Origin of the sequence: Streptomyces sp. NPDC007164 (genome assembly GCF_040634135.1) — a bacterium.
GTDB classification, from domain to species: domain Bacteria; phylum Actinomycetota; class Actinomycetes; order Streptomycetales; family Streptomycetaceae; genus Streptomyces; species Streptomyces sanglieri.
Genome location: NZ_JBEYFB010000057.1, coordinates 11,566 through 36,205, shown reverse-complemented (window position 1 = coordinate 36,205; position 24,640 = coordinate 11,566). Strand labels below are relative to the sequence as shown.

The window sequence follows — 24,640 nt, the reverse complement described above, 5'->3', positions numbered from 1 at the left end:
CGGGTTCGGGTCCGGCATGACGTGCCGGCGGCGGCTTGCCGCGTGGAACGAGGCCGGCGTGTGGGACCGGCTTCATGCCGTCCTGCGGACGAAGCAGCGGTCGGCGAAGCAACTGGACTGGTCGGGGGCGGTGATCGACTCCAGCCACGTCAGGGCCGCTCGACGCGGCCCAAAAGCGGACCCAGCCCCGGTCGACCGAGCACGTCCGGGCAGCAAGCACCACGTCCTCGTCGATGGACAGGGCATTCCACTCGCCGTGTCGTTGACCGGCGGAAACCGCAACGATGTCACCCAGCTGGTGCCCCTGCTTGCGAAGATCACGTCCGTCGCGGGCCTGGTCGGCAGGCCGGCCGAGGCGACGCCCGGACCTGCTGCTGGCCGACCGAGGCCATGACCACGACAAGTACCGCCGCCTCGTCTGGGCGCAGGGCATCAAACCGGTCATCGCCCGACGCGGTGTCCCGCACGGCTCGGGCCTCGGGGTCCACCGCTGGGTTGTCGAGTGCACCATCGCCCGGCTGCACGGCTTCCGACGCCTACGCGTTCGCTGGGGACGACGCGACGACAACCACGAAGCCTTCCTCGGCCTCGCCACCTGCCTCATCACCCACCGCCACGTCCGACACCTTTGTCAGGACCTCTAAGGGTGCTGCGCAGCATTTGCATGGGCCAGGCGGCACAAGGGTGCTGCTCGTGTTGCAGGCCGGCCCGGTCCGATGCAGCACGTCTTGCTGCTCCGGGGTAGCAGCAGGGCCGCGGAGGCCGTTGCAGTCACTGCATTGCATCGCACTGCAATGTTAAAATCCATGAGCGGCTGCTGCATGCAGCGCTGGACCGCTGCCCACGAGTCTGAACCGTCAGCCTGCGCCCGACGTGATCATGCCCGGAGCCTGTCGTGGGCACCCTCATGGGTAGAGAGCGCCGACCGCCCGCGCAAGCCACGCGGGCGGTACTGGCTCCACCGGAAGGGAGGCCCTTCCCATGGTGGCGAGCAATAGCTTCCTGGCCGACCTCGTGGCACGCTCGCAGCTGATCTCGGGCCGCGACCTTGCCGGCCTGGTCTTCGACGCAGGCCAGGCCATCGGCCTGACGGCCACCGGTGTGTACGTCACCGACCTGCAGCAGACGCGGCTCATCGCCCTGCCACAGCCCTCATCCGCCGGGGAGCCCACCCTGGACATCGACTCGTCCCTGGCCGGGCTGGCCTACCGGATGGAGCGCACGCACCTGACGCAGGACGGCATGACCGCTTGGATCCCCATGGTCGACGGCGTCGAGCGCCTGGGCGTGCTCAAAGCCTGCGGCCCCGATTTGTCCGTCGCCGACTGCGAGGCACTGGCCGGGGTGACCGCGCTGCTACTCGTGTCCAAGTCGTCCTACAGCGACCTGCTCGTGGAAGCCGAGCGCCGACAGCCGATGGCCGTCCAGGCCGAACTGCTGTGGGCGTTCCTACCACCGCGCACCATTGGCACCGCCCAGGCCACCTCGACCGCCGTGCTGGAGCCGGCCTACAGCGCAGGCGGCGATGCGTTCGACCACAGCTTCACCGGCGACGGTCTGCATCTGGCGCTCCTGGACGCCATGGGCCACGACCTGGCCTCCGGCGGAGCGAGCGCAGCCGGGCTCGCGGCCTGTCGCGCCACCCGCCGCTCCGGCGGCCGGCTCACCGACATCGTCACCGAGATCGACCGGATCCTGGACGAGTGGTTCACCGACCGGCTCATGACCGCGATCATCGCCGACCTCGACGTCACTGACGGAACCCTCACCTGGGTCAACTGCGCACACCCGCAGCCCCTGCTCGTACGCGGCGGACAGGTCCTGCACATCCTCCAACGCGAACCCGACCTGCCACTGGGCTGGAACTTCCACAGCCACACTCCGCCCACCACACACCGCGCCCGGCTCCAGCCCGGCGACCGCATCCTGCTCTACAGCGACGGCGTCACCGAGGCCCGCTCGCCCGAAGGCGACCTCTTCGGCGAACAGCGCCTCGCCGACACCGTCATCCGCGCCATGGCCGCCGGCGAACCCGCCCCCGAAACCCTTCGCCGACTCCTACAGCAACTCAAGCACCACCAGGAGCACAAGATGTCCGACGACGCCACCATCGTGATGGCCGAGTGGCACCCCACCCCATAGGAAACGGCCCCGGCCGCACCAGCGCCGCTCTCGACCGCGCCCAGGCCGTCCTGTGGCTGTGCAGCCTTCGCCGCCCCGGTTCGCTGGCACCGGGAGCTGAGCAAGGTCCGTACCCGATTCCCATGCCCCTCCCGGACAGCGCCGCCGACGTCGCGGCGGCGCTGTCCGGGAGCGGAGTCCTTCGGTAGCCCCTTCGTCGAAGCGCCGTGCCCCTGATCCGCGTAATGGGGGCGGTAGGTACCGGGCAGCCCCCATAGTGCGCAGTGGCGCGGTGCAGGTGGTGACCGCGCTGCTCGGTGTGCCACCCGCAAGCTGGAGAGGGAGTCGACGGGTGCTTCTGTTCCCCAGACGCGGACGCATGATCAAGGAGAAGTCGCACCGGATTGCCCGGGCAGGCTATGTCGCGGCCGACCGCCGAACACCTCTCTCGGAAACTGCCCAGGGGATGCTGCGCAAGGCGTTCCCGGACCACTGGTCATTCCTCCTGGGCGAACTCGCCCTGTACAGCCTGGTCGTCCTGGTGCTGACCGGCAGCTTTCTCGCCCTGTTCTTCGACCCCAGCATGAGAACAGGCCTCTACCTCGGCTCCTACGAACCCCTTCGAGGCTTGAACGTCTCACAGGCATACGCCTCCACGCTGCACATCAGCTTCGATGTGCGGGGTGGGCTGCTGGTCCGGCAGATGCACCACTGGGCCGCTCTGATCTTTGTCGCGGCCTTGGGCGTGCACATGCTCCGGGTGTTCTTCACTGGTGCGTTCCGCCGGCCCAGGGAGGTGAACTGGATGGTGGGCGTGACGCTGTTCCTCCTCGCTCTCCTGGAGGGTTTCTGCGGCTACTCCCTGCCCGACGACCTGCTGTCGGGGACAGGTATGCGCACCGCGAACACCATCGTGATGTCGCTCCCCGTTGTGGGGACGTACCTGAGCCATTTCCTGTGGGGCGGCTCGTTCCCCGGCCATGCCGTCCTCCCACGGCTCTACATCGTCCATGTCCTCTTCGTTCCCGCCCTTCTCATTGGCCTGGTGCTGCTGCACCTGGTGATGGTCATCTACCTGAAACACACTCAGTGGTCGGCTCCCGGCAAGACCAATCGCAATGCTGTGGGGCAGCCGATGTTTCCGCACTTCGTGGCCAAGTCGGCAGGTCTGAGCCTGATGGTCGCGGGTCTCACCACCTGGCTCGGCGCCACGGCCCAGATCAATCCGGTCTGGAGCTATGGCCCGTATCGGGCAGATCAGGTCTCCCTCGACTCGCAGCCCGACTGGTACGTCGGATTCCTGGAAGGCGCGTTGCGGCTCATGCCCCCTTGGGAGAACGAGGTGGCAGGGCACACACTCATGTGGAACGTGCTCATTCCCGCGGTGGTGTTGCCCGGCTTGCTCTTCCTGGTCCTCTACCTGTACCCCTTCTTCGAGAAGTGGGTCACGGGCGATGACATGGAACATCATCTGTGCGACAGGCCACGGGACCGCCCCACCCGCACCGGCTTGGGCGTGGGGGCCGTCGTCTTCTACGCGGTACTGCTGATGGCGGGCGGCAATGACGTAACGGCTCTCGTCTTCCGTGTCTCCGTGGAAGCACTGACGTGGATCCTCAGAATCGCGTTGGTCGCCGGGCCGTTGATCGCCTATCTCGTTACCAAACGTGTGTGCCTCGCATTGCAGGCGCGCGAGCGTCAATTAATGCGAACAGGTCAGGAAACGGGCCAGGTCGAGCAGAACGTCTACGGCGCGATCAGCGAAAGCCACCGGCCGCTCGACGTCGCCCGGCGCTACCGGGCACTCGTGAGGGACATTCCCCGGCCCCTCGCCCCGCCAGTCAGAAGAGCGACAAGGGCTGCACGGGTTCGCGCGCTGTTGAGCCGTTGGTACTACCGAGACCGGGTCGACATGCCGACGACCGCCGAACAGCGCGCGCAGATCGAAGAAAGGCTCAAGGAGCCGGCGGGTGATCCGGAGAAACGGTAGGGGCTCGCTGTTCCGCAAGCCCGTGCGGCAGTGCCGCCCCTCCGGGAAACGCACCCGTTCCGAAATCGTCGACAGTTTCCCGGGGTCACGAAGGCGCCGGACAGGTGCCTGCAGAGGCCCGGCCCGCCAAAAGCGCCGCGTCACACCCGGTCGTCGGGCCCGGTGAACTGGAACGTCATGCCGAAGACCCCGGCGAGGGCGACCCCAAGGCCGATGAGGAAAAGGAAGAGTGCGTAGACCACGCCCAGGCCGATCAGCGCCGCGCCCACAGCGATGACCGCCGGATAGACACTGTGCGGTGGGAAGAAGTCCACGACGCCGGAACGCTCCCGGATCTCCGAGTCCTTGCGGTCCTCGGGCCTCGTGCCTTTCCTGCGATAGTTCGTCCCGCAGAAGAAGCTGATCAGCGCCGACATGAGGAAGGAGACAGTCAGGGCCGCGACGCCGGCGGGTTCGCGCGCGAACGCGGCATAGACGACATCGGTGACCAGGAAGAACATGGCCACACCCGCGAAGAGTTGGGCTTCCGGTTTCATCCTCTGCTGCTCCCTCCGAGCGTGTCCGGGGTAGCTGCGCCGACGTTCTCCGACTCTCCCGGTCCGTACGCCTCCGGGTGATTCAGGTCGAAGGACGGAGAATCGGAACGGATCCTTGGCAACGCCTCGAAGTTGTGCCGTGGCGGGGGACAGGAGGTCGCCCATTCGAGCGAGCGGCCGAACCCCCACGGGTCGTTCACTGTCACAGCCGGCGCGTACCTCGCGGTCCTCCAGATGTTGTAGAGGAAGGGCAGGGTGGAGAGCCCGAGCAGGAAGGAGCCCACTGAGGAAACGGAGTTGAGCACGGTGAATCCGTCGGCTGCGAGATAGTCCGCGTACCGGCGGGGCATTCCCATCTCACCAAGCCAATGCTGGACGAGGAAGGTGATCTGGAATCCGACGAACAGAGTCCAGAAGTGAATTCTGCCGAGCCGTTCGTCGAGCATGCGGCCCGTCAGCTTTGGCCACCAGAAGTAGAAGCCGCCGAACATGGCGAAGACGATCGTGCCGAACAGGACGTAGTGCAGGTGAGCGACGACAAAGTAACTGTCGGTGACGTGAAAGTCCAGAGGCGGTGAGGCAACGAGGACGCCGCTCAGCCCGCCGAGCAGAAAAGTGGCGAGAAATCCCAGGGCCCAGAGCATAGGGGTCTCGAACGAGAGGCTTCCGTTCCACATCGTGCCGATCCAGTTGAAGAACTTCACACCGGTCGGCACCGCGATCAGGAACGACATGAGCGAGAAGAACGGCAGCAGAACCGCCCCCGTGGCGAACATGTGGTGGGCCCAGACGGAGGCCGAGAGCATGGTGATGGCGATCGTGGCACCCACCATTCCGACATAGCCGAATACGGGCTTGCGGCTGAACACGGGAAGAATCTCGGTCACCACACCGAAAAAGGGCAACGCAACGATGTAGACCTCGGGATGCCCGAAGAACCAGAACAGATGCTGCCAGAGCAGCGCTCCGCCATTGGCTGGGTCAAAGACGTGCGCGCCGAATTTACGGTCCGCCATCAGCGCCAGCAGGGCTGCTGTCAGGACGGGGAACGCCAGCAACGCCAGGAGCGAAGTGAAGAGGATGTTCCAGGTGAAGATCGGCATGCGGAACATCGTCATCCCCGGGGCACGCAGGCAGAGGATCGTGGCGATGAAGTTCACGGAACCCAGAGTGGTGCTGACACCGCTCAGGACCAGCCCCATCGCCCAGAGGTCACCGCCCGCCCCGGGGGAGCGGATCGCACTGTTCAGAGGGGCGTAGGCGAACCAGCCGAAGGAGGCGGCACCGCCGGGAACGACGAGTCCGCTGACGACGATCAGCCCCCCGAAGAGGAACAGCCAGTAGGTCAGCGCGTTGAGCCGGGGAAACGCTACGTCGGGCGAACCGATCTGCAGCGGCATGATGGCATTCGCGAAACCGGCGAAGGTCGGAGTCGCGAACAGCAGCATCATGACCGTGCCGTGCACAGTGAACAACTGGTTGTACTGAGTCGGGCTCAGGATCTGCAGACCCGGCCGCGCCAACTCGGCGCGCATGATCATCGCCAGCGCCCCGGCGAACAGGAAGAAGGCGAACGAGGTGACGAGGTACATGTTGCCGATCGTCTTGTGATCGGTCGTCGTCACGATCTCCCGGATCCGACAGCCCAAGAGCACCCGGGGGCTGTCCGGCACAGCCTCCTCCGGGATCGCCCACCGTGGGTCTTCCAGCCGTGACATTTTGCCTCCGCCGTTCCGGGTGGCGACCGTGGCCGGCCCCACTACCGCACCTGCTGGGTAGCCTCTCCGATCGGCCGGAAACCGCCTGTGAGCTGATCGGCCGCCACTACGCACCGCGGGCGTCCGGTGGCAGGGAAATGCCGGTGACGTGGTGCACGAGGCCTGGCCGGGCTTGCCGACAGCGAGAGCGGCCGGCGACAGACCCGGGTAACCGGTCTCTCCACCGATATGAACGAAGCTGGACCGTTTGGGGTTCGCTGCCGAACGGGTGAGAGAGCCTCAGGCGCCGAGGCGCCCCCGTCAGGTGACCGTCCGAGAACGAGCGAGCAGTTCAGGGCGTAGGCCTCGCGAGCCGGGCGGCGCTCTCCGGGAACAGGGCATGGACGCAGGCCTGGGGGAGGTTCCGGAGCTGTCATCGACGGATGTCGTACGTCTCGGCGAAGAGCCCGCCGCTCCGCGCAGGCGGCGCGTACTCCGGATTGACAGGGTCGGTTTCCACGGAGGCGTGGCGCTCCATGACCTCACACCAACGGGCGGTGTCTTCCTGACCAGTCGATGTGCTCCTTGGGCTTCAGCCTCGGCAGCAGTTCCTTGAGCATCTCCTCGCGTCACCGATCAGGTTCCCCTCGAACGGGCAATCTGCGCCCGACCACGTGCGGATCAATGCCGATCTGCACCGCGCGTGCTGCGGTTCATCTGCCCCCGAGGGCAACGAAGGGGGCGTTGTCGAGTTTCGTGTCGTACAGCGCGTTGCTTCCGGTGACCCGAGGAAGGCGGCGAAGCGCGCTGGTGCTGCCGCCCTTCCTGCTTCCGGCCGGAGTTCACTGCCTCGTTTGCGGTCACCCCCACTGCTTTCCGACCAGCGGTGGGGTGTCCAGACCCGCGCCACTTCGTACGCCGTGCAGAAACGCCGACAACGCCTCCTGCGCCGACCGGGACGGCTGCCACCCCAGCAGGCCGTGGGCCCGGGCGCAGTCGAGGACCGGCAGGCGCAGTACCGCGTCGAAGAGATGTGGGGAGGCCGGCACGGCGTGGGTGCGCCAGGCCGCCGCCAGCGCTGTCCGGACCACTGCGGTCGGGAGGCGTATCGCTCGGGCGTCGAGCAGGTCTGCGAGCTCCTGCGGGCCGAGGATCGGCTCGGCCGCCAGGTTGAACGCGCCCCGTACATCTGTGAGTACGGCCGTCCGGTAGGCGCGCGCCGCGTCATCGGTATGGAGGACCTGGAATCGCAGCCCCGGCAGATCCGGCACGAACGGCAGAAGGTCCGGGCGCAGCAGGGCGCCGGGGACGTAACGGCCTGCGAAAATGCGGCGCTGCTCGCTGGCGGCCTGCTCCTTGAACAGAAACCCGGGCCGCATCCTCACCACCCGGATTCCCGGGTGACGCAGTTCGAAGCAGTCCAGTACCCGCTCCAGATAGGACTTCTCGCGGCAGTAGGCGGCATCCGGCCACCCATGGGTGGGCCACTCCTCGTTCACCCCCGGCGCGTCCTTCGGGCCGGGGGAGTAGGCGCCCACCGAAGAGGCGTGCACCAGGGTCGGCACACCCGCGCGCGCCACGGCCTCGAAGACCCGCACGGACCCCAGGACATTGCTTCGCCAGGTGACCACCGGATCGTGCGTGGGCTGAAAACGCCAGGCCAGGTGGACGACGGCATCGGCGTCGGCCAGGTGCCGGTCCAGCACGCCCGGACTGTCCTCGCGGGAGAGATCCACGGCCTCCCACCGCACCCCCGGGAGAGATGTCTCCGGACGCCGGCGGGCGAGGCCGAGGACATCCGCGACGTCCGGGTCGTCCGCCAGTGCTTCTACGACACTGGTGCCCACGTTGCCGGTGGCTCCCGTCACCACCACGCGCAAGCCCGCATGTGTGCTCATGCTCATTCCGCCCTTTCCGAAGGACCGTGCGGGAACGCCGTCCCCGACGGCCTGACCGATCCCCGGCCGCCGGGCTGGGCTACGGATGCAGGAGGGTCTTGACCATCCCGTCCTCCTTGTCCCGGAACATCGCGTACGCCTTCGGGGCGTCCGACAACGGAAGGTGGTGGGTGGCGAATCCGTCCACTCCGAGCACGTCCTCGTCGTTGAGCAGCGGAAGGATCTCCGGTACCCAGTGCCGGACGTTGGCCTGGCCCATCCGCACCTGGATCTGTTTGTCGAACATGGTCAGCAGCGGAAGTGGATCCACCGCTCCTCCGTAGACGCCGGAGATCGAGATGGTCCCGCCACGGCGCACCACGTCGATCGCGGTGTACAGGGCGGCCAGACGGTCCACACCCGCGTGCTCCATGAGCCTGCGGGCGACCATGTCCGGCAGCAGCCCGGTGGCCCACTGCGCGGTTTTCGCGAACGGCGCGCCGTGGGCCTCCATCCCGACCGCGTCGATGACGGCGTCGGTTCCCCGGCCGTGGGTGATCTCCCGGATCGCCTCCGGCAGCTCCTTGCCGCAGCGGTTCACGTCGAAGATCTGAACGCCCCGAGCGGCTGCCCGGGCGAGACGTTCGGGCACAAGGTCGACGCCGATCACCAGTTCGGCGCCGAGGTGCCGGGCGACTCTGGTCACCATGTCCCCGATGGGGCCGAGCCCCAGCACCGTGACGCTCCCGCCGGTAGGAACGGACGCGTACCGTACCGCCTGCCAGGCGGTGGGCAGCACGTCGGACAGGTACACGTATCGGTCGTCGGGCGGCCCGTCCGGAACCGGGATCGGGAGCGTGTTCCCGAACGGCACACGCAGCAGTTCCGCCTGCCCGCCGGGCACCTGCCCGTACAGCTTCGTGTACCCGAACAACGCAGCTCCGGTTCCCTGTTCGCGGACCTGTGTGGTCTCGCACTGGGAGTGCAGTCCCCTTTCGCACATGAAGCAGGTGCCGCAGGAGACGTTGAACGGGACCACGACACGGTCACCCACCCGCACCGCCGTGACGTCACGGGCCGCCTCCTCCACCACCCCCATGGGTTCGTGGCCGAGGATGTCGCCCTGCTCCAGGTATGGTCCGAGCACTTCGTACAGATGCAGGTCGGAACCGCAGATCCCGGTGGATGTGATGCGTACGACGATGTCGGTGGGACCCTCGATGTGTGGATCGGGGACGTTCTCCACCCGTACGTCCCGACGTCCCTGCCAGGTGAGTGCGCGCATGGTGTCTCTCCTCGCTGCGGTACCTCTGGATCGCGGGCGGGGGCGCTCCCAGTGGGTCGTTCTCCGCCCCGCCGCCGGTGGGAACGCTCCGGGACCGGTGCCTCGGCGCCACCTCCGTCGCCTCCCGCACGGTCACGCTCCCGGGCCCGACCCCGTGCTTCGCCGGTACGGGCCGACCTATCCAGCCAACCAGTGACTGGGCCATCTCGCCTCCCGTGGCGCGGAGGCCCACGCGGAGCGGCGGAGTCGGGTTGAGGCTTCGCGCCAACCCAGGGAGCTCTGATGGCCCCACCGACGACTTCGTGGAGGCATTCGCCTCGGTTGCCACCGCGCAACGGGCACCGTGGGACAGGCGGAGCCTGGCCTGAGACGGTGGAATCCAGCGAATGTGTGGCGTCCGGTTCCCGAAGAGACGGCCGGCGTCCGAGGCAAGCAGGGAGTCGTCATGGCTGACAGAGCAAAAGGACTCCACGAGAGCGCCCTCGACTACCTGCCCAGCAGGGGTGGCCTGCCCGCTCTGCGCCGTGCGGCGGCCGAGTGCCGAGGGTGTCCGCTGTACGCGGACGCCACGCAGACGGTCTTCGGCGCCGGCCCGGCCGACGCACGCGCCGTTCTGGTCGGGGAACAGCCGGGCGACCAGGAGGACCGCCAGGGCAAACCGTTCGTCGGTCCGGCGGGCGGACTGCTGCGCAAGGCACTGGCCGAAGCCGGGATCGACGAGAGCCAGGTCTACTTCACCAATGCCGTCAAGCACTTCAAATTCGCGCCGCTCACGGATACGCGGAAGCGGCGTATCCACAAGGCACCGAACCTTCGGGAGATCACGGCCTGCCGCCCTTGGCTGGCCGCCGAACTGCGCCGGATCGATCCAGAACTCGTTGTGGCACTGGGCGCGACCGCGGGCAAGGCCCTGTTCGGTAGCTCCTTCAGAGTGTCCGAGGCACGCGGCGCGCTGCTGTCCCTGCCGGACCTGTCCAACTGGGACATCCCCGCGGAGCAGGATGCCGTCCAGGAGGCCAGCGCGAACGAGCATCGGTTCCTCGCCACAGTGCATCCCTCGGCCGTGCTGCGGGCGAGGAACCGGGACGAGGCGTACCAAGGTCTGCTCTCGGATCTGCGAATGGCCGCACGGCTCCTCGGCTGACGCCTCGACACGCTGCTGGGGCCCGGCCTAGGGCTGGTGGACCCGGACCCGGACCCGGACCCGGACCCGGACCCGGACCCGCGACCTCCTGGCCGGCCGAGGCAAGAACTGAACCGCGCTTTTGGCGCTGATCACCTGCAGCCTCCGGAACGAGGAGCCATGGGCAATCGCGATCGATGGCGAGGCTGCCGGGAGGGCTCGGGTGGGAGATGGTGGTGAAATGACAGGCTCCGCACTCATCGTCATCGACATGATCAACACCTATGAGCACAGGGATGCGGAACTTCTGCTGCCCGCCGCCAAGGTAGCGCTACCCGGGATCGTGGCGTTGCTCGGCCGCGCCCGGGCGGCCGGAATTCCGGTGATCTACGCCAACGACAACTGGGGACAGTGGCGTTCGCACCACGGTGAGTTGCTTGACGAGGCCCTGGCGACGCCGCACGCTGCTCTCGTGGAGCCGCTACGGCCGGACGCGGAGTCCCTGTTCATCGTCAAGGCCAGACACTCCATCTTCTACGAGACGCCGTTGACGTATCTGCTGGCGGAACTCGGTGTGGACCGGCTGGTTCTGACCGGCCAGGCGACCGAACAGTGCGTGCTGTACTCGGCGCTCGACGCGCACATCCGGCATCTCGGTGTGATCGTGCCTGTGGACGCCGTGGCCGCGATCCACCCGGACCTCGCGGAGGCTGCGCTGGCCATGATGCGGCGGAACATGCACGCGGACATTACACGGGCTGCTGAGGTTGTGTGGTGATTCCGGGGGGCCGTCCGGTGAACTGTGCTTTGTCGCACAGCGAGGTCGGCCGGGTGTCTCGCTGTGCGGTGAGGGGGCGGAACGGGCTGTGAGGGCCGAAACACTGCTGGGCGGCCGGCAGCCGTGGGCGGGTGTCCGTGCCCGTTCCACGCATTGCACCGGACCCCGAGCTCTGTCGCGGTACTGAGAAGAGCCAGTCATTCGCCGCGGCCGGTGATGAAATCGCGTACACGGTGGACCAGCCCCAGCCCCAGCCCAGGAGAAAGGAGGGTCAGTCGGTCGAGCAGCCGTCTGCGTTCTGGACCTCGTGCCGGAACGGCTTCGACCTGGTCGAAAAGTTCGTCCACCTCTTGGTGGTCGGCCGTCAGCTCCTCGACGTCATCGCCGCCATGCTGCATACCGCCTTCGGGTCCGGACACGCGGCCGCAACCGGACACGCACGCGGAATACGAAACGCGTTCACAACCGCGCAACACACCTACGCCACGTGCCGGCTCGGCCGGTCATGCCACACGTCGCTACGACCCCGTCGCAGGCCGACCCACAACGCTGGTTCGCGGGCCGTCCGCCTCAATGACCGAGTGCTTTGCGTAGCTCGTCCTTGTTCATCGTCGAGCGGCCCTCGATGTGCTTCTTCTTCGCCTCTTCGTACAGCTGGTCCTTGGTGGGCCCCTGCGCTCCACTATGGGACCGCTCACCACCACGTTGTGAGGCGGATTTCGGGTCGCGTGTCGAGGTCTTGCTGGCTGTTCTGGACTCCCCGGACCGGGCCCGTTCCTTGTTGACTGTGCGCGCGGCAAGCTCCTTCGCACGCTCCTCGGAAGCACCGCGCTTCTGCGCACTGTCCTTGATGTGCTCGTACTGCCTCTCCCGCTTACTACTTGAACCTGCAGGCATCAAACGCTCCCTCTCTCATGTTTGGCTCTGTGCGGCGTGGAAGTCCGCGAGAGGAGCCCCGCGCCCAGCGTCCTCGCGCCGCCCCGTGCACTTCCACCCATACGCCCACCACGTCCACCACGCCACCCGGGACAGTCCGGTGACACGTGGGGACAGACCGGGGGAGTGGTAGCGGCGGGCCAACTGCTGACGAGCGGGCGCGGCAGACCCATACCGCCATTCAACGCCGCGCGAGGGAGGCGAAGCCCGCTGGCCAGCACCAGCACACACCTCTACTGTCTGCTCCCGTTCGGAGCAGACCGCAGCGAGCACACATGAGATGGGAGCGTGCCCGTGCCCGTGCCGCTAGCCCAGATCCGAGTCCGAGTGCGAAAACGGTCGCCCGGTGGTCGTCCTGCTGCTGTGCGTAATTGTGGCATGGCAGGTCGTACGCAGACGCCGTCTGAAGAAACAGTTCGGCCCGGCGTACGAGCGACTCGTGGAGGAGAAGCAGAGCCGCCCGGCCGCGGAACACGAACTCTGAGAACGCGAACACCGCCACGACACTCTGAAGATCAAGCCGCTGTCGGTAGCGGACAGTGAGCAGTACACCCAGAGCTGGAGCCAGGCGCAGGAGCAGTTCGTCGACCACCCCGACGCAAGCAACGTGTCCACCGACGACGTGGGCGGCGCTGACACCCCGGCTCCAGAGACCTGCGAGGCCCCTACCGAAGGCCCTCCCACCTTCCCGGGCGAAGTCACGAAGGCCGACCCCAGCCGAGGCCCGGGCGGTGGAGGAGAGGCACGGCACCCACTGGTGCCCGGCACCACTCCAAACGCAGCTGCCACAGGCGCAGAGGAGGGGACGGGAATGCGCTCCAGCGCCTGGATGATGTTGTGCTCTTCAGCCGCATGCACCAAGAGCCGATGGTAGATACCGTGCCGTCCGCCGGGCCCACTCAGTTCCCCGCCCCCGCGCACCCCTCACACTGTTTGGACGTCTGCAGGGGTCCCCCGTCGGTGGGCCATTGGTCTGAACGTAGTTTCGGCAGAGCAGCGGACCGGAAAACCGTATCGCATGGCGCAATTCGGATACACGATGATGACTGAGCAGGCGGGGCCGCGCGCACTCGTCGACGATGTGGTCGCGGCGGAGCGGGCGGGATTCGACTTCTCCGTGACCTCGGACCACTACTTTCCCTGGCTGGATTCCCAGGGGCATGCCCCGTACGCCTGGAGCATCCTGGGAGCGGCGGCACAGGCCACGTCGACCATTCCGTTGATGACCTACGTGACGTGCCCGACCATCCGCTACCACCCCGTGGTCGTGGCGCAGAAGGCGGCGACGCTGCAACTGCTCTCCGAAGGGCGCTTCCGGCTCGGACTCGGCTCCGGGGAGAACCTCAACGAGCACGTGGTCGGGGCGGGCTGGCCGGCCGCGGGCGTGCGGCTGGAGATGCTCGAAGAAGCCGTGGAGATCATCGGAGCGCTCTTCGACGGCGGCTACGTCAATCATCACGGCCCTCACTTCGACGTGGACGATGCCAAGCTGTGGGATCTTCCCGACATGCGCGTGCCCATTGGTATCGCGGTCTCGGGACGGCGTTCCTGTGAGCTGGCGGGCCGGCTGGCCGATCTCGTCATCGCCACAGAAGCCAGGAGGGAGCTGCTGGACGGTTTCGATCGTCATGGGGGCGCCGGAAAGCCCCGGATCGGCCAGTTGCCGGTCTGCTACGACCAGGACCGGGACGCGGCGGTCGGACGTGCCCATGATCAATTCCGTTGGTCGCTCGGCGGCTGGAAAGTGAATTCCGAACTGCCGGGTACGACCGCATTCGGCCAGGCCACACGGTACGTCCGGCCTGAGGACATCGCAGCGTCCGTTCCGTGCGGTGACGATGTCGCGGAGTTCGTCGACGCCGTACGCGCCTACACCGACGTGGGCTTCACGGAGATCGCACTCGTCCAGATCGGTGGTGCGCACCAGCGTCCGTTCCTCCGGTGGGCGGAGGAGCGGCTCCTGCCCGCCCTGCGTGAACTCTGAACGGCGCGGGCCCCCCCCGCACTGCACGACCCGGCCTCAAGGACTGTGAAGGACGCACCATGACCCGAACCGCCGTATTCGATGTGGACGGGACGCTCGTGGACACCAACTACCTGCATGTCACCGCATGGTGGGAGGCGTTCCGCCAAACCGGCCACACAGTGCCGATGGCAGCAGTGCACAAGGCCATCGGCCTCGGCTCGGACGACCTGATCGAGCACCTTCTCGGGCCGGACCGGGACCATGAACAGGACGCACGGATCAGTCGGGCGCACACGACGCTGTACGCCACCTACTTCGAACGACTTCCCGCGCTGGCTGGCGCGGCCGACCTTCTGCGCACCCTGGCGGGAAGGGGCTGGACGGTCCTGCTTGCGACATCCGCGTCCGACCACGAACTTGGAGCGCTGCGCCGGGCACTCGACGCCGACGATGTCATCGCGGGCACCGCGGGGGCGGACGACGTGGACGAGGGGAAGCCTGCTCCTGAGCCGATCCGGCAAGCGATGCAGATCGCCGGAGGGACCCCCGATAAGACGGTCTATGTAGGCGATTCCGTCTGGGACATACAGTCGGCGACCAGGGCCTCCGTGGCTGCCGTGGCGGTCCTCTCCGGCGGAATTCCCCGCGCGGACCTCGAAGAGGCCGGAGCGGGCGAGGTCTACTCCGGCCCGGCCGACCTTCTCGCCTGCCTCGACGACAATGTGTTCGCGCGGATCGGGGCAGCGGGCTGACAGCGAATGGATACGTGTTCAGGTGTCGGGTCCCGGAACCTGTCCCGGCGGCGTACCCGCTGGGTGTTCACGGCGAGCGCCGAGTGCGCCTCCCCGCTCGAACGAGCATATGTCCTGGCCGGGAGCAGATCCGGGCGGGAGTACGCGGTCACGCCTGTCCCCGGCTCCCGAGCCGGTCCTCCGGGCAGTTCAGAGCAGTCCGCGAGCCGGGGGCACCAGCCCAGGCCCGGAACTGCCGCCTGCTTCGCTCCGATCGTGCCCCGTCCGGACCCCGCCCTGCCCCGCCCCACGCTTGCAAGGCGCCGCCCGTTGTTTCGGAACCGCACCCGGCTCGTGCGGGCCCACACCGATGCCGAACCCAGCGAGCGAGCTGCGCGTAGGTACCCCCATGACTCGGATGGGTGAGGGTGGGAACGGAGCCGCAAGCTGAACTGTAGGCAACTCGAAGGTCGGCACTGATCATTTCCAGGGCACTTCCGGCAGGCTGAGCTCAGGCGTCACTCGGGACGCCGTTTACACAGAAAGCGGCCAGAACTGGTTTTCGTGAACAAAACCAAGGGGGCTCTGAGGGCGAGTCACGCCTCGCGTGGCTGCGAGGTGAGGGTCTCTGGTGTTTCCGCAAGATACGGCGGAGCGGAAGCTGTGACCCCAATGGCGGGCCGCCTGGACAGCAACTCATGTGGCCCCATGCCGCGCGCTGGGAGCCGTCCAGACCGGTAACGCCGCACGGTTCTCGAAGAGTCCTGTCGGCTCGCTCGGGATGCGTAGAGCGTGACACCGATCAATCTGGAGATACGGCAGGAGCGTGCTGCCGAGGTGGCCTCCCTGAGCAAATGCTTACCGGCCGTGTGCTCCATGAAAAGGTGACGCATTCATGAATGAAGGAAACAAGATCCTGCTTGCTACCGCCTTGGTGGGCGGGTATGTGCTGGGTCGTACGAAAAAGGGTCGTTTCGCCCTCACTGCTGCGTCCTATATCGCAGGGCGTCAATTCGGACTCGAACCGCGCCAACTCGTGACTCAAGGGATGCGAAAGCTTGGGGATATTCCCCAGGTTGCGGAACTGGGTGAGCAACTGCGCGGGGAGGTGATGGACGCCGGCCGGGAGGCCGTCGCCGCTGCTTTCAACCGTCGCATGGCGACACTTGCTGATTCGCTCCATGAGCGAACAGGTCAGCTGGAGAGTGGTGGTCGAGCACCAGGGAGGGGGGAGGGGGAAGAGGAGCGCGAAAGCGAGGACGTCTACGACGGGGGAGAGGAACCGGAAGAGGAGTACGAGGAGGAAGAGGAACCGGAAGAGGAAGGCGAGGAGGGCTCCGAGGGCTCCGATCGGGAGGAGGAACGCGAGGAACGGACCCGTCGTCGCGCCCCACGAGTTGCTGAGCGGCCTGCGCCGCGAAGGCGTAAGTCGGCCGCTGGCCGACGTGAATCGGACAAGAGGAAATCCGCTGCCGAGAGAGATGGGAAGAAGTCGGCAGCCAAGAAGTCCGCGCCTACCAAGAGAAGCACTGCCAAGAAATCTGCGCCTGCCAAGAAGACTGCTGCGAAGAAGGCGGCGACAAAGAAGGCGGCAACGCATAAAACCAGAGCCAAAAAGGCGCCTGCGAAGAAGGCTGCCGCAGGGAAGAAGACTGCTCCCGCTGCGAAGAAGACTGCCAAGAAAAGCGCCAAGAAGACATCATCGCGCGTCGAGCGTCGGAGGTAATGAATCATGCCCAAAGCGGAACAGAGTAATGCGAACTCGGGACTGGATCGACTGCGCGAGGAACTCGGGGACTATCTGACGGCGCGGGTGGGGGATCTAGCAGAAAGAGCTGGCGACAAACTGATCGACGCGACGGACCAACTCACCGACGTCGCTGAGAACGGGGGATCGCTCTCCAAGGTCGGAGCCAACCTCCTCGGCGGCGACTCCCCCCTCAAAGCCGTGCTTTCCGGGACGGCGAAGAACGTCAAGGACAACGTCGCAGGGAAGGTGAAGGACGTCCTCGGCGGAGGGAAAGGGCGCAAGTCGGGAGACAAGAAGGTTACAAACATCATCGAGGTCATCGACGTCGGTGTGCCGTTGCGTTCCGCATACGACCACTGGACGCAGTACGAGAAATTCAGCAGCTTCACGAAGGGCGTGCGGGATGTTTCTCGGACCGACGAGACCTCCAGCGACTGGAAGGCCAAGGTTGGCCCATCGACACGAGGCTGGAAAGCAACCGTTCAAGAGCAGGTGCCGGATGAACGTATCGTCTGGACATCCGAGGGGGCCAAAGGGTCGACTCGTGGTGCAGTAAGTTTTCATGAACTGGCACCTGGATTGACCAGAATTGTGCTGGTCGTTGAATACTATGCTTCGGGCCTCTTCGAGAAGACCGGAAATCTGTGGCGTGCTCAGGGACGACGACTTCGGCTGGATCTCAAACACTTCCAGCGCCACGTCACGCTCACCGACGAAGAGCCCGAGGGCTGGCGTGGAGAAATCCGCGACGGCGAGGTCGTGCAGACCCACGAAGAGGCTCTTGAAGAAGAAGACGGGGACCATGACCGCGAGGGTGATGGGTACGACGAGGACGAGGGTGATGGGTACGAGGACGAGAGGGATGAGTACGACGAGGACGAGGACGAGAGGGATGAGTACGACGAGGACGAGGACGAGGGTGATGAGTACGACGAGGACGAGAGGGATGAGTACGACGAGGACGAGGACGAGGAGGATGGAGATGCTGAGAGGGAACGACAAAGAGTGAGACGGCGATGAAGAAGCGGGGTGAGCTGGGGCCTGACAGAGCCCCGGCTGACGGCCATGAGGGGGTGAGTCGGTGGCCTTGCCGGTGCCCCAGTGCCAGGAAGCGGACTTTCGGTCAAAACCTGGCCAGACCAGCGGGCCGTGCAAGGCCTCGGCCGGAGCACGGCGTGCCTGACCCGACGCCAGGCCGACGGCCTCCCATGTCAACAACTGGATCCGGTGGGACCCCCGTTGGCCACGTTTCCGTCACGACAGCCAGTACGGACCCCACCTGATCGACGGCTGCCTTTCACCCTGCCCCTACCAACTGCCTTGGTGCGCCGGACGCAGGCCTGCCGTTGCCCCGAGTGCGGCAGGTCGGCGTCTGGCTCTCGATGCGCCTAGACACTCAGTGCTTGAAGGTGTCCTTGCCCTTCTCGATCACCTGCTTCACCCTCCCCTTCGTCTTTTGCGCCCTTCCCTTTCCCTCCAGGCTTTCATTGCCCACGGCCTTCCCAGCCGCTTCCTTGGTCTTCCCCTCTGCTATTTTTCCGATGTTCTTGGTCTTCTTTCCGATGCCCATTTTTTGCTCCGTGGGAGTCATTCAGATGGTGGCAGCAGAGTCCCGAGGGGTCCGAGATCCAAATTAAGGTCTTCCATGGAAAGGTCGTATCTTGCGCAGAGTTCAATCATACGACTGTGCAGAATCATCAGAGTTGCTCCCAGACGTTCCTCCTGCTCCTCGGTGAGATCTCCTGCGTCGACCCGGTGAAGGGCTTGGCGTTCCATGAGCTGTCGCAGCAGCTCGACGAGGGTGAGGACGAGCTTGATCAGGTCCCGTTCCACTGTGTCCGGGTCCGTGGTGATCCGGCGGGCGGGCCTTCGGGCTTCCGCCCTGCGCCGGGGCGGGACTTCCTGTGGCATCGCCGGCAGCATGCGGAACGCACGGACGGCGGCGTCGGCCACCTCGTCGAGGCGATTGCCGGGTGGAGGACGTTTTTCAGCTGTCATGGTCCTCTCCTAGGGGTGCTGAGAGGGCATTCCACGGGGAGGGGTTCTGCTCGCTGATGGAGACGATCAGGGCACGCAGTGATATGCGCACGAGGTCGATATCCGCGATGGAAAGCACGACGTCACCGGTGAGGACCACGCCTCCGCTGAGCAACCGGTCCAGCAGGTCGATCAGTGCGATCTGCCGTTCCGGCAGCGGCTCCCGCGACGTGGCAGGAAGGCTACCGACCGACCTCATGGAGCGACCCTCTTCACGGTTCTGCCTCGGCGGCGAAGGAGTACGGGGGCCACGGCCCGGTGATCTCGAGGCGGACCCCGCTAATGCCCTCTGCCGCCCTCATCACGGCGGCGCGAAATCCTTCGGCTCGGTGCAGCGGCACAAGATAGGCGTCGTTGACGACGTTCTCTCCCGGCCGACGAGCGAGTTCACCTTGCTGCGGCCGGTGCTGCACACGATCCACTGCGTGGTCGCGGGCGGCGGCCTGTATCCGCTCAGCGGCCCGTTCGGCATCCTGGTAAGCGTCTTCGCGAGCATGCCGCTGCGCCCTGCGCCGACTGAGATAGGCGCGTCCGGGGCTCAAGCCCGTGGGCGTGTCCGCGGCGGCCTTGTTCTCACTCTCCGCAGACACTTCGACGTAGAGCTTGACACCCCACTCCACCTGGGCCGCCAGGTCGGTCAGACGGCGACCAAACGCCTCGTGGCGGGTACGGAGCATGCCCCGTACCCGCTCGTCGTCCAGGTACACCGTCGCCAGACGAAGTGGCAGGACGGTGGTGCGGGCTGCCAGGGCCTCAATCACGCGGTGATGGGAGCGGGCGACCGACTCCAGCCACTCCAAGTCCTCGAGATGCGCTCGCAGCGCGGCTTCCTGGAAGTCCCGCTCGGGTACCGGGCTCACGGCGATCACCACATCGTGGCCTTCTCTGGCACGCACCAGATGCACCGGCGCATCCGACACTCCAGGGAGCTCGGCGAGAACTTCCGTCAGCGATCCGTCGGCGTCCCGTGCCACGGCGTACGCGTAGGTGACGGTCTCGGTCATGACTTGTCCCGTCCTTCGCCGCGGGCGCTGGGGGCTGACCGCTTGGTGCGTGACGTGCGGCGGGGAGCCGAAGGACGACTCTCCTCCTCGGCCGGGGGCAGCTCACGGTCCTCGTGCAGGGCCGCGATCTCGGCATGCAGCCGTCTGTTCTCCTCGGCGAGTGACCGATAGCCGTCATTGGCACCGGAGGACAATGCCGGGTCGTGTTCCCACCAGTCGATGCCCATTTCCTTCGCCTTGTCCACCGAAGCGACCAGAAGGCGCAGCTTGATGGTGAGCAGCTCGATATCCAGGAGGTTGATCTGGATGTCGCCGGCGATGACGATGCCTTTGTCCAGGACCCGCTCCAAGATGTCGGCGAGATTGGCTGAGGAGCCTTGGCCATACGGAGCGGACCTGGACGGAAGATCGCCCAGTCTCCTGGCGACGGGTTCGGACACGGACCCTGCACCTCGATTCCCTGGTATTGCAACGCGGCAACGGCGCCGCATGACCACGCTCTGTCGTCCCGTGGACAGTGGAGATCAGGTAGATGTGCCCCGGATATGCCCCCTGATCTCGTCCAGCCGGTCCAGCAGCGCGTCCTCGCGCCGATCGAATGTTTCCTCGTCGATGTCCCCGGCCAGGAGCTGTCGCTCCAGTCGGGCGAGTTCGCGCTCGACGGGCGCTGGATCGTAGTACTCGTTCTCCGCGGCCTCGACCACACGCTCCATGACCCAGGCCACACCGCGCACCGGAGCCAGAGGAAGGGTCGCGAGCTGAGTCAGCAGTCCCATGGAGGCTCCCTAGACGAAGCTGTACGCGGGGAGCGGGCCGAGCAGTCGCAGGTCGAATTCTTCGCCCAACTCCTCGGCGAGACCCTGCTGTTCGCTGAGGAAGCTCTTCTCGTTGTCCCGCGTCACAAGGAAGGACACGTTCAGGAAGTCGTTCCCGGTCGCCTGCGACGAGCGTTCCTCCCGCGCGAATCCGCGCAGCGCGTCGATAACACCTGCCGCGAGTCGACCCTGCCGCGCCTGCACTTCCTGTGAGACCAATTCGCCGAGAGCGAGGGGAAGTTCCGGGCTTCCGCTGCCACTCCTGATCGCTTCGTTGAGCTCGCGGGCTTCATCGGACTCGCGAAGTATCTGACGCAGCAGGGCATCCTCGTCCTGGGAAGCCTTCAGGTGGTACTCGACGCAGTCCTCCAACGCCCGCAACCGTTCGCCGAATTCATCCGCGCGGTCCTCCAACACCGCTCGCACCGCCTCGTCGTCCGTGGCGGTGAGACCGAACTGCAGCGGCAGAACCGTACCGTCGGCCATCAGCGCCTCCTGGACGGCCTGGTGGGCGCCGAGATCCCGGCGCTTGGGCCGTAGCTCCTCGGGCGCGTCACTGACGACAGCGGACAGTTTCTCGGAATGCACGGTCCGAAGCGCTGCCGGCGGATCTCCCACCCCGTCGAGGCCGTCCAGGCGCTGCGGATGAGTGGGCAGGAGGATGGAGTAGACGTATACGGGCATGGCTCACTCCTCGCGACGCCGGGCGGAGGGCCGACGCCGTGGCCGCTCCCGCCTTTCCTCGGGTTCCTTGCGCCTCTTTTCGGACCGCTCGCTCTCCTCGTCGTCATCGCCCCCCTTGAGGGCATCGGTCAGCACTTCGGCGGCCCCGCTCAGGGCTCCCTTGGTCTTCCCCTGCGCTCCGCCCTCGGTGACCTCGCCGACCAGGTCGGTCAGTTGGGAGGGGGCCTTGCGGCCCTGCTCCAGGTCGAGGCGGTTACAGGCCTCCGCGAAGCGGAGATAGGTGTCCACGCTCGCCACGACTATGCGGGCATCGATCTTGAGGATCTCGATGCCCACCAGCGAGACACGTACAAAGACATCGATGACCAAGCCGCGGTCCAGGATCAGATCGATGATGTCGTAGAGGTTGGCGGACCCTCCCCCACCGCCTCTGGAAATGGTTCCTCCGGCTTGCGGCACCACAGTCATGGTGCCCCCTTTCAGTGGCTCACGTTCGATTCCGGCGCAGCCTTCTCGTCCGGGTGCCAATCGCTATATCCGCGGTGTGGTACGGGCCTCAACCTCGATCGATCTGCCCTCGGGTGTAGCGTCGTGTGCGTTCGTACGACACGAGTTCGCCGTCCTTGTCCAGCATCACCCGGTAGCTGGCCATCACGCTTGTTGTGCCGGGAACACGTTCCAGCTCCAAGACTTCTACGTCCGCCTGCCAGCCGTCTTCCGTCGGCTTCAGCGCCGAGACGGATTCCGGAGCCCGTCCGAGAAGCTCCTGGAGCTGCTCAGCCGCGTACCGCATGGCCTGCGGTGCTGAAACCCGACGGGGCGCGCGGCTCGTCCCACTCGCACCCTTGCCGGCCCGACCAGCATCGCTTTTCCCGGCGGTCTTCCTGCTGGACGGGCGCCGGACACGCTCTGTCTCGTCTTCTTCTCCTACAGCCATGTTCCCCTCTCCGGAGTTTCGGAGACGACATGCTGCCCACGCCATATTCACAAGGCGCCATTACATGATAGTCGGCTTGAGCTGACCGTTCACGGTTCTGCACTGGGGGACGGCTGTACTTTCGTGCCCCTGCACACTGAGTCATTGACGATCGCCGACACACGCTGAGGCCGGAGGCGCCCTCTACCGAGGGCAGGTACAAGGGCGATCTGTCGAAGATCTGCTTGCGCAGTGCACAGCCACAACAGTGAAAAGGGGGGTAGGTAAGCGCGCATCAGAACACGTGGTGATCGTGGGCGGGACTCCCGGCCTACGGGATCGAAACCACGGCTTCCCCTGCCGAAGCATGGCAACCCGGCCGCGTCGGCGGCCCGTCCACTGCGATTCAAGGGTGATCGTGGCGGAGCCCTTCCGGTCTCACGCGAGGCCTGTGCCGGACGAGGGCGGTGCTCCCGTCCGGCGGCGAGGAATGACCATGTTGCGAAAGCTGGCCGAAGAAGTCGAGGACTGCATGCCCTCGACGGTGTCTCTCACAGACTGCCGGCTGGATGGCGCGGGCCACACGTCCCGAAGCGATCAAGAACGCGCTGTCGGGCACCTGGCTGGGACACCCGATGCTGACGGACGTGCCCATCGGAGCGCTCTCGGTGACCTGTACACATGCCGGGGGGCCGCTGGACGAAGGCCACGTCGTGGCCGACGGCTGTATCAGCTGCCCCTGGCATGCCAGTGGCTTCCGGCTCACGGACGGCAAGGTTGATGCGCGGGCTGGCAGCCGTCGACCAGCCCCGAAGGTCGCCAGCGGACGCGTTTACGTACGGTCCGTGAGGGAGTGTCGGGGTGATCAACGCGAAGGGCCTGATCACGTCCCCAGGTACAAAGCGGGTGCTCTGACAACACCGCAGAGGGTGGGCTGCAGGACGGCATGCCTTATCTGTACGGCGGGGCCATTCAGACGCGACGGTCACAGGGCAGCCCGGTTTGATGGAGGTGTCCGTGACGAGGCGCGGGCCGGAACCGAACTGCTTTCTCTCGTTGTTCAGGGAGACACGTCACCCCTCGACTCCGGTGGTTCCATGAGCTGTGCCGACGGGTTTGGACTCCGGGGACCCACGCTGGCGCAGGTATACGGAGAAGGTGGCCATGCAGGCCACTGCGAGCAGTTCGGACTGCCAGTTCTGCAGGCTGCGACTCCAGAAGTCGGCGGAAACGAGATAGTTGCCCCAGCCGATCGGGGCCTGGAGTGAGCGCAACTGCTGCTCATTGTAGGCAGCGACGCCCGCGATGGACTGTGCCAGCCATGACAGCAGGAACAGTCCCGCCATGACCAGGCCGAGTGAGCGGCTGAACAGCGCTTGGCGGGCTCCACCGATACCGGCCCAGCGTGGAGAATCCTTGCGGGCGTATGCGCCCATCCGCTGTTCCCGATCCGATTCGGTGCCGGCTCTGCCCAGTTTCTTGGACTCGGGCGAACCGCGCTGCAGCAGCCAGACCGTCGCGAAGATGTAAAGGAAGAACTGCAGGTACTCCGACTGCCAGTTCTCTGTCACATCGACGGCGAAGTCCGAGGACATCAGATAGGAGCCGAACCCGATGCGCGAAAGGCCGTCGGTCGCGAGCTGATCGTTGAACTCCAAGTGTCCGGCGACGGCCTGCCCCACGAGAGCGAGTACGAAGGCGGTGCCGAAACCCAGGCTCAGCCCGTTGTCATGCAAGAAGCGACGCATGGCCGCCCCTTCCTGACCCGCGACTTCACATGGTCTCACCGGTGCATCAGCCCGATCGCGATGAAGTAGGCAAGGCCTGCCACCACCGAGCCCAGCAGCAGCGTGAACATGACTCGCATACGGCTCACCCGCCCTTGACCGAGCATTGATAGGGGTGGCCGGTCCGAGGCCGGCACCCGGCGGCGACGATCTTCCATCCGTCTGCGAACTGTGAGAGGAACAGGGTGTCCGAGGCAAGAACGACCCGCGCCTGCCGACCATAGACATCGACCGTACGGGCGAAACCCCCTGCGGGGAGCTCCACCTCCGGGATCGCGTCGGCACATGCCGTCTTTCCGGACGCCGCCACTTCGTTGCGGGTCTCCGGTGCCAGAGCCACACACGCGGCTGAGGCATCACCGGTGGCGATGGCCCGTTCGAATCCTGCCGCGGCAGCGGATGCGTCCGAAGCGCGCTCGCCGGAGCCGCCGCACCCTGTGAGCCCCAGACCCAGAATGGGCACGACGAGCAACCCCGCACGGCGGGTGGCGCCCGGAGGGCACCACCCCCGGTTCCCGTGCGCCGTCATGGCGTGCAGGACATCGGCGAGTTCAGGCCTGTGTGCCCGGTTCCTTCGACTGTCTCTTTTCCTGCTTCAGCCATTATC

The 24,640-nt window shown here is 66.2% G+C and carries 25 protein-coding genes and 2 pseudogenes; 11 read left to right on the top strand and 16 right to left on the bottom strand.

Annotated elements, in window-relative coordinates:
• The 3 genes and pseudogenes from ABZ622_RS36880 to ABZ622_RS36870 form a co-directional block, all read left to right on the top strand.
• Positions 1-644, top strand: a pseudogene (locus ABZ622_RS36880) (IS5 family transposase); the annotation flags it as partial.
• Positions 645-981: 337 nt separating this feature from the next.
• Positions 982-2,142, top strand: coding sequence for a PP2C family protein-serine/threonine phosphatase (locus tag ABZ622_RS36875; protein WP_360550920.1), 1,161 nt, complete (start codon positions 982-984; stop codon positions 2,140-2,142).
• A 358-nt stretch (positions 2,143-2,500) separates the two neighbouring features.
• The gene (locus ABZ622_RS36870; protein WP_360550918.1) at positions 2,501-4,111 is read left to right on the top strand and encodes a ubiquinol-cytochrome c reductase cytochrome b subunit; all 1,611 of its coding nucleotides are present in this window, start codon (positions 2,501-2,503) and stop codon (positions 4,109-4,111) included.
• A 140-nt stretch (positions 4,112-4,251) separates the two neighbouring features.
• Here ABZ622_RS36870 and ABZ622_RS36865 read toward each other — a convergent pair whose 3' ends face one another.
• From ABZ622_RS36865 to ABZ622_RS36850, 4 genes are all read right to left on the bottom strand, one after another.
• Positions 4,252-4,647: a cytochrome c oxidase subunit 4 gene (locus ABZ622_RS36865; RefSeq protein WP_360550916.1), complete on the bottom strand. Its 396-nt coding sequence runs from the start codon at positions 4,645-4,647 to the stop codon at positions 4,252-4,254.
• The gene (ctaD, locus tag ABZ622_RS36860; protein ID WP_360550914.1) at positions 4,644-6,365 is read right to left on the bottom strand and encodes a cytochrome c oxidase subunit I; all 1,722 of its coding nucleotides are present in this window, start codon (positions 6,363-6,365) and stop codon (positions 4,644-4,646) included. Before ctaD ends, ABZ622_RS36865 begins: the two co-directional genes overlap by 4 nt.
• An 839-nt stretch (positions 6,366-7,204) precedes the next feature.
• Complete coding sequence (locus ABZ622_RS36855; RefSeq protein WP_360550912.1) at positions 7,205-8,248, bottom strand: NAD-dependent epimerase/dehydratase family protein; 1,044 nt, start codon at positions 8,246-8,248, stop codon at positions 7,205-7,207.
• A 73-nt stretch (positions 8,249-8,321) separates the two neighbouring features.
• Positions 8,322-9,506 (bottom strand): alcohol dehydrogenase catalytic domain-containing protein, encoded by a 1,185-nt coding sequence (locus ABZ622_RS36850; RefSeq protein ID WP_360550911.1) that lies wholly within the window; start codon positions 9,504-9,506, stop codon positions 8,322-8,324.
• A 445-nt stretch (positions 9,507-9,951) separates the two neighbouring features.
• On the opposite strand from ABZ622_RS36850, the gene ABZ622_RS36845 reads away from it, so the two are divergent.
• Positions 9,952-10,650, top strand: a complete 699-nt coding sequence (locus ABZ622_RS36845; RefSeq protein WP_360550909.1) for a UdgX family uracil-DNA binding protein — start codon at positions 9,952-9,954, stop codon at positions 10,648-10,650.
• Between the two features lie 220 nt (positions 10,651-10,870).
• Positions 10,871-11,407, top strand: coding sequence for an isochorismatase family cysteine hydrolase (locus ABZ622_RS36840; RefSeq protein ID WP_360550924.1), 537 nt, complete (start codon positions 10,871-10,873; stop codon positions 11,405-11,407).
• 197 nt (positions 11,408-11,604) lie between these two features.
• Here the strand turns inward: ABZ622_RS36840 and ABZ622_RS36835 are convergent, their stop codons facing one another.
• Together ABZ622_RS36835 and ABZ622_RS36830 are read right to left on the bottom strand one after the other, a co-directional pair.
• Positions 11,605-11,826: a hypothetical protein gene (locus ABZ622_RS36835; protein ID WP_360550907.1), complete on the bottom strand. Its 222-nt coding sequence runs from the start codon at positions 11,824-11,826 to the stop codon at positions 11,605-11,607.
• Between the two features lie 151 nt (positions 11,827-11,977).
• Positions 11,978-12,304, bottom strand: a complete 327-nt coding sequence (locus ABZ622_RS36830) for a plasmid stabilization protein (RefSeq protein ID WP_360550905.1) — start codon at positions 12,302-12,304, stop codon at positions 11,978-11,980.
• Between the two features lie 385 nt (positions 12,305-12,689).
• Between ABZ622_RS36830 and ABZ622_RS36825 the strand changes: the two genes are divergently transcribed.
• From ABZ622_RS36825 to ABZ622_RS36805, 5 genes are all read left to right on the top strand, one after another.
• Positions 12,690-12,827, top strand: coding sequence for a hypothetical protein (locus ABZ622_RS36825; RefSeq protein WP_360550903.1), 138 nt, complete (start codon positions 12,690-12,692; stop codon positions 12,825-12,827).
• Between the two features lie 534 nt (positions 12,828-13,361).
• Positions 13,362-14,327 carry an LLM class F420-dependent oxidoreductase gene (locus tag ABZ622_RS36820; RefSeq protein WP_360550902.1) on the top strand — a complete coding sequence of 322 codons (966 nt, stop codon included), beginning with the start codon at positions 13,362-13,364 and terminating at the stop codon, positions 14,325-14,327.
• A 59-nt stretch (positions 14,328-14,386) separates the two neighbouring features.
• A complete protein-coding gene (locus tag ABZ622_RS36815; protein WP_360550900.1) occupies positions 14,387-15,061 on the top strand; it encodes an HAD family hydrolase in 675 nt (224 codons plus the stop codon).
• An 874-nt stretch (positions 15,062-15,935) separates the two neighbouring features.
• On the top strand, positions 15,936-16,766 hold the full coding sequence (locus ABZ622_RS36810; RefSeq protein ID WP_360550898.1) for a histone protein: 831 nt from the start codon (positions 15,936-15,938) through the stop codon (positions 16,764-16,766).
• Positions 16,767-16,772: 6 nt separating this feature from the next.
• The gene (locus tag ABZ622_RS36805; RefSeq protein WP_360550896.1) at positions 16,773-17,810 is read left to right on the top strand and encodes an SRPBCC family protein; all 1,038 of its coding nucleotides are present in this window, start codon (positions 16,773-16,775) and stop codon (positions 17,808-17,810) included.
• Between the two features lie 376 nt (positions 17,811-18,186).
• Here the strand turns inward: ABZ622_RS36805 and ABZ622_RS36800 are convergent, their stop codons facing one another.
• The 9 genes from ABZ622_RS36800 to ABZ622_RS36760 all read right to left on the bottom strand — a co-directional run bounded on the left by ABZ622_RS36800 (position 18,187) and on the right by ABZ622_RS36760 (position 22,267).
• Complete coding sequence (locus ABZ622_RS36800) at positions 18,187-18,360, bottom strand: CsbD family protein (RefSeq protein WP_266918323.1); 174 nt, start codon at positions 18,358-18,360, stop codon at positions 18,187-18,189.
• A gap of 17 nt (positions 18,361-18,377) precedes the next feature.
• Positions 18,378-18,788 carry a gas vesicle protein K gene (locus tag ABZ622_RS36795; protein ID WP_360550894.1) on the bottom strand — a complete coding sequence of 137 codons (411 nt, stop codon included), beginning with the start codon at positions 18,786-18,788 and terminating at the stop codon, positions 18,378-18,380.
• A complete protein-coding gene (locus ABZ622_RS36790) occupies positions 18,778-19,026 on the bottom strand; it encodes a gas vesicle protein (RefSeq protein ID WP_360550892.1) in 249 nt (82 codons plus the stop codon). The genes ABZ622_RS36795 and ABZ622_RS36790 overlap by 11 nt, the downstream gene beginning before the upstream one ends.
• A gap of 13 nt (positions 19,027-19,039) precedes the next feature.
• The gene (locus ABZ622_RS36785; protein WP_360550890.1) at positions 19,040-19,831 is read right to left on the bottom strand and encodes a GvpL/GvpF family gas vesicle protein; all 792 of its coding nucleotides are present in this window, start codon (positions 19,829-19,831) and stop codon (positions 19,040-19,042) included.
• Positions 19,828-20,271 carry a gas vesicle protein gene (locus tag ABZ622_RS36780; protein ID WP_360550888.1) on the bottom strand — a complete coding sequence of 148 codons (444 nt, stop codon included), beginning with the start codon at positions 20,269-20,271 and terminating at the stop codon, positions 19,828-19,830. The genes ABZ622_RS36785 and ABZ622_RS36780 overlap by 4 nt, the downstream gene beginning before the upstream one ends.
• Before the next feature lie 84 nt (positions 20,272-20,355).
• Positions 20,356-20,607, bottom strand: coding sequence for a gas vesicle protein GvpG (locus ABZ622_RS36775; protein WP_360550886.1), 252 nt, complete (start codon positions 20,605-20,607; stop codon positions 20,356-20,358).
• Positions 20,608-20,616: 9 nt separating this feature from the next.
• Positions 20,617-21,330: a GvpL/GvpF family gas vesicle protein gene (locus tag ABZ622_RS36770; RefSeq protein WP_360550884.1), complete on the bottom strand. Its 714-nt coding sequence runs from the start codon at positions 21,328-21,330 to the stop codon at positions 20,617-20,619.
• A 3-nt stretch (positions 21,331-21,333) separates the two neighbouring features.
• A complete protein-coding gene (locus ABZ622_RS36765) occupies positions 21,334-21,798 on the bottom strand; it encodes a gas vesicle structural protein GvpA (RefSeq protein WP_360550882.1) in 465 nt (154 codons plus the stop codon).
• Between the two features lie 88 nt (positions 21,799-21,886).
• Positions 21,887-22,267 carry a gas vesicle protein gene (locus tag ABZ622_RS36760; RefSeq protein WP_360550880.1) on the bottom strand — a complete coding sequence of 127 codons (381 nt, stop codon included), beginning with the start codon at positions 22,265-22,267 and terminating at the stop codon, positions 21,887-21,889.
• A gap of 548 nt (positions 22,268-22,815) precedes the next feature.
• On the opposite strand from ABZ622_RS36760, the pseudogene ABZ622_RS36755 reads away from it, so the two are divergent.
• A pseudogene (locus tag ABZ622_RS36755) lies at positions 22,816-23,019 on the top strand (Rieske (2Fe-2S) protein); the annotation flags it as partial.
• 300 nt (positions 23,020-23,319) lie between these two features.
• Here ABZ622_RS36755 and ABZ622_RS36750 read toward each other — a convergent pair.
• Positions 23,320-23,994 (bottom strand): DUF6766 family protein, encoded by a 675-nt coding sequence (locus tag ABZ622_RS36750; protein ID WP_360550878.1) that lies wholly within the window; start codon positions 23,992-23,994, stop codon positions 23,320-23,322.
• Between the last annotated feature and the right edge of the window lie 646 nt (positions 23,995-24,640).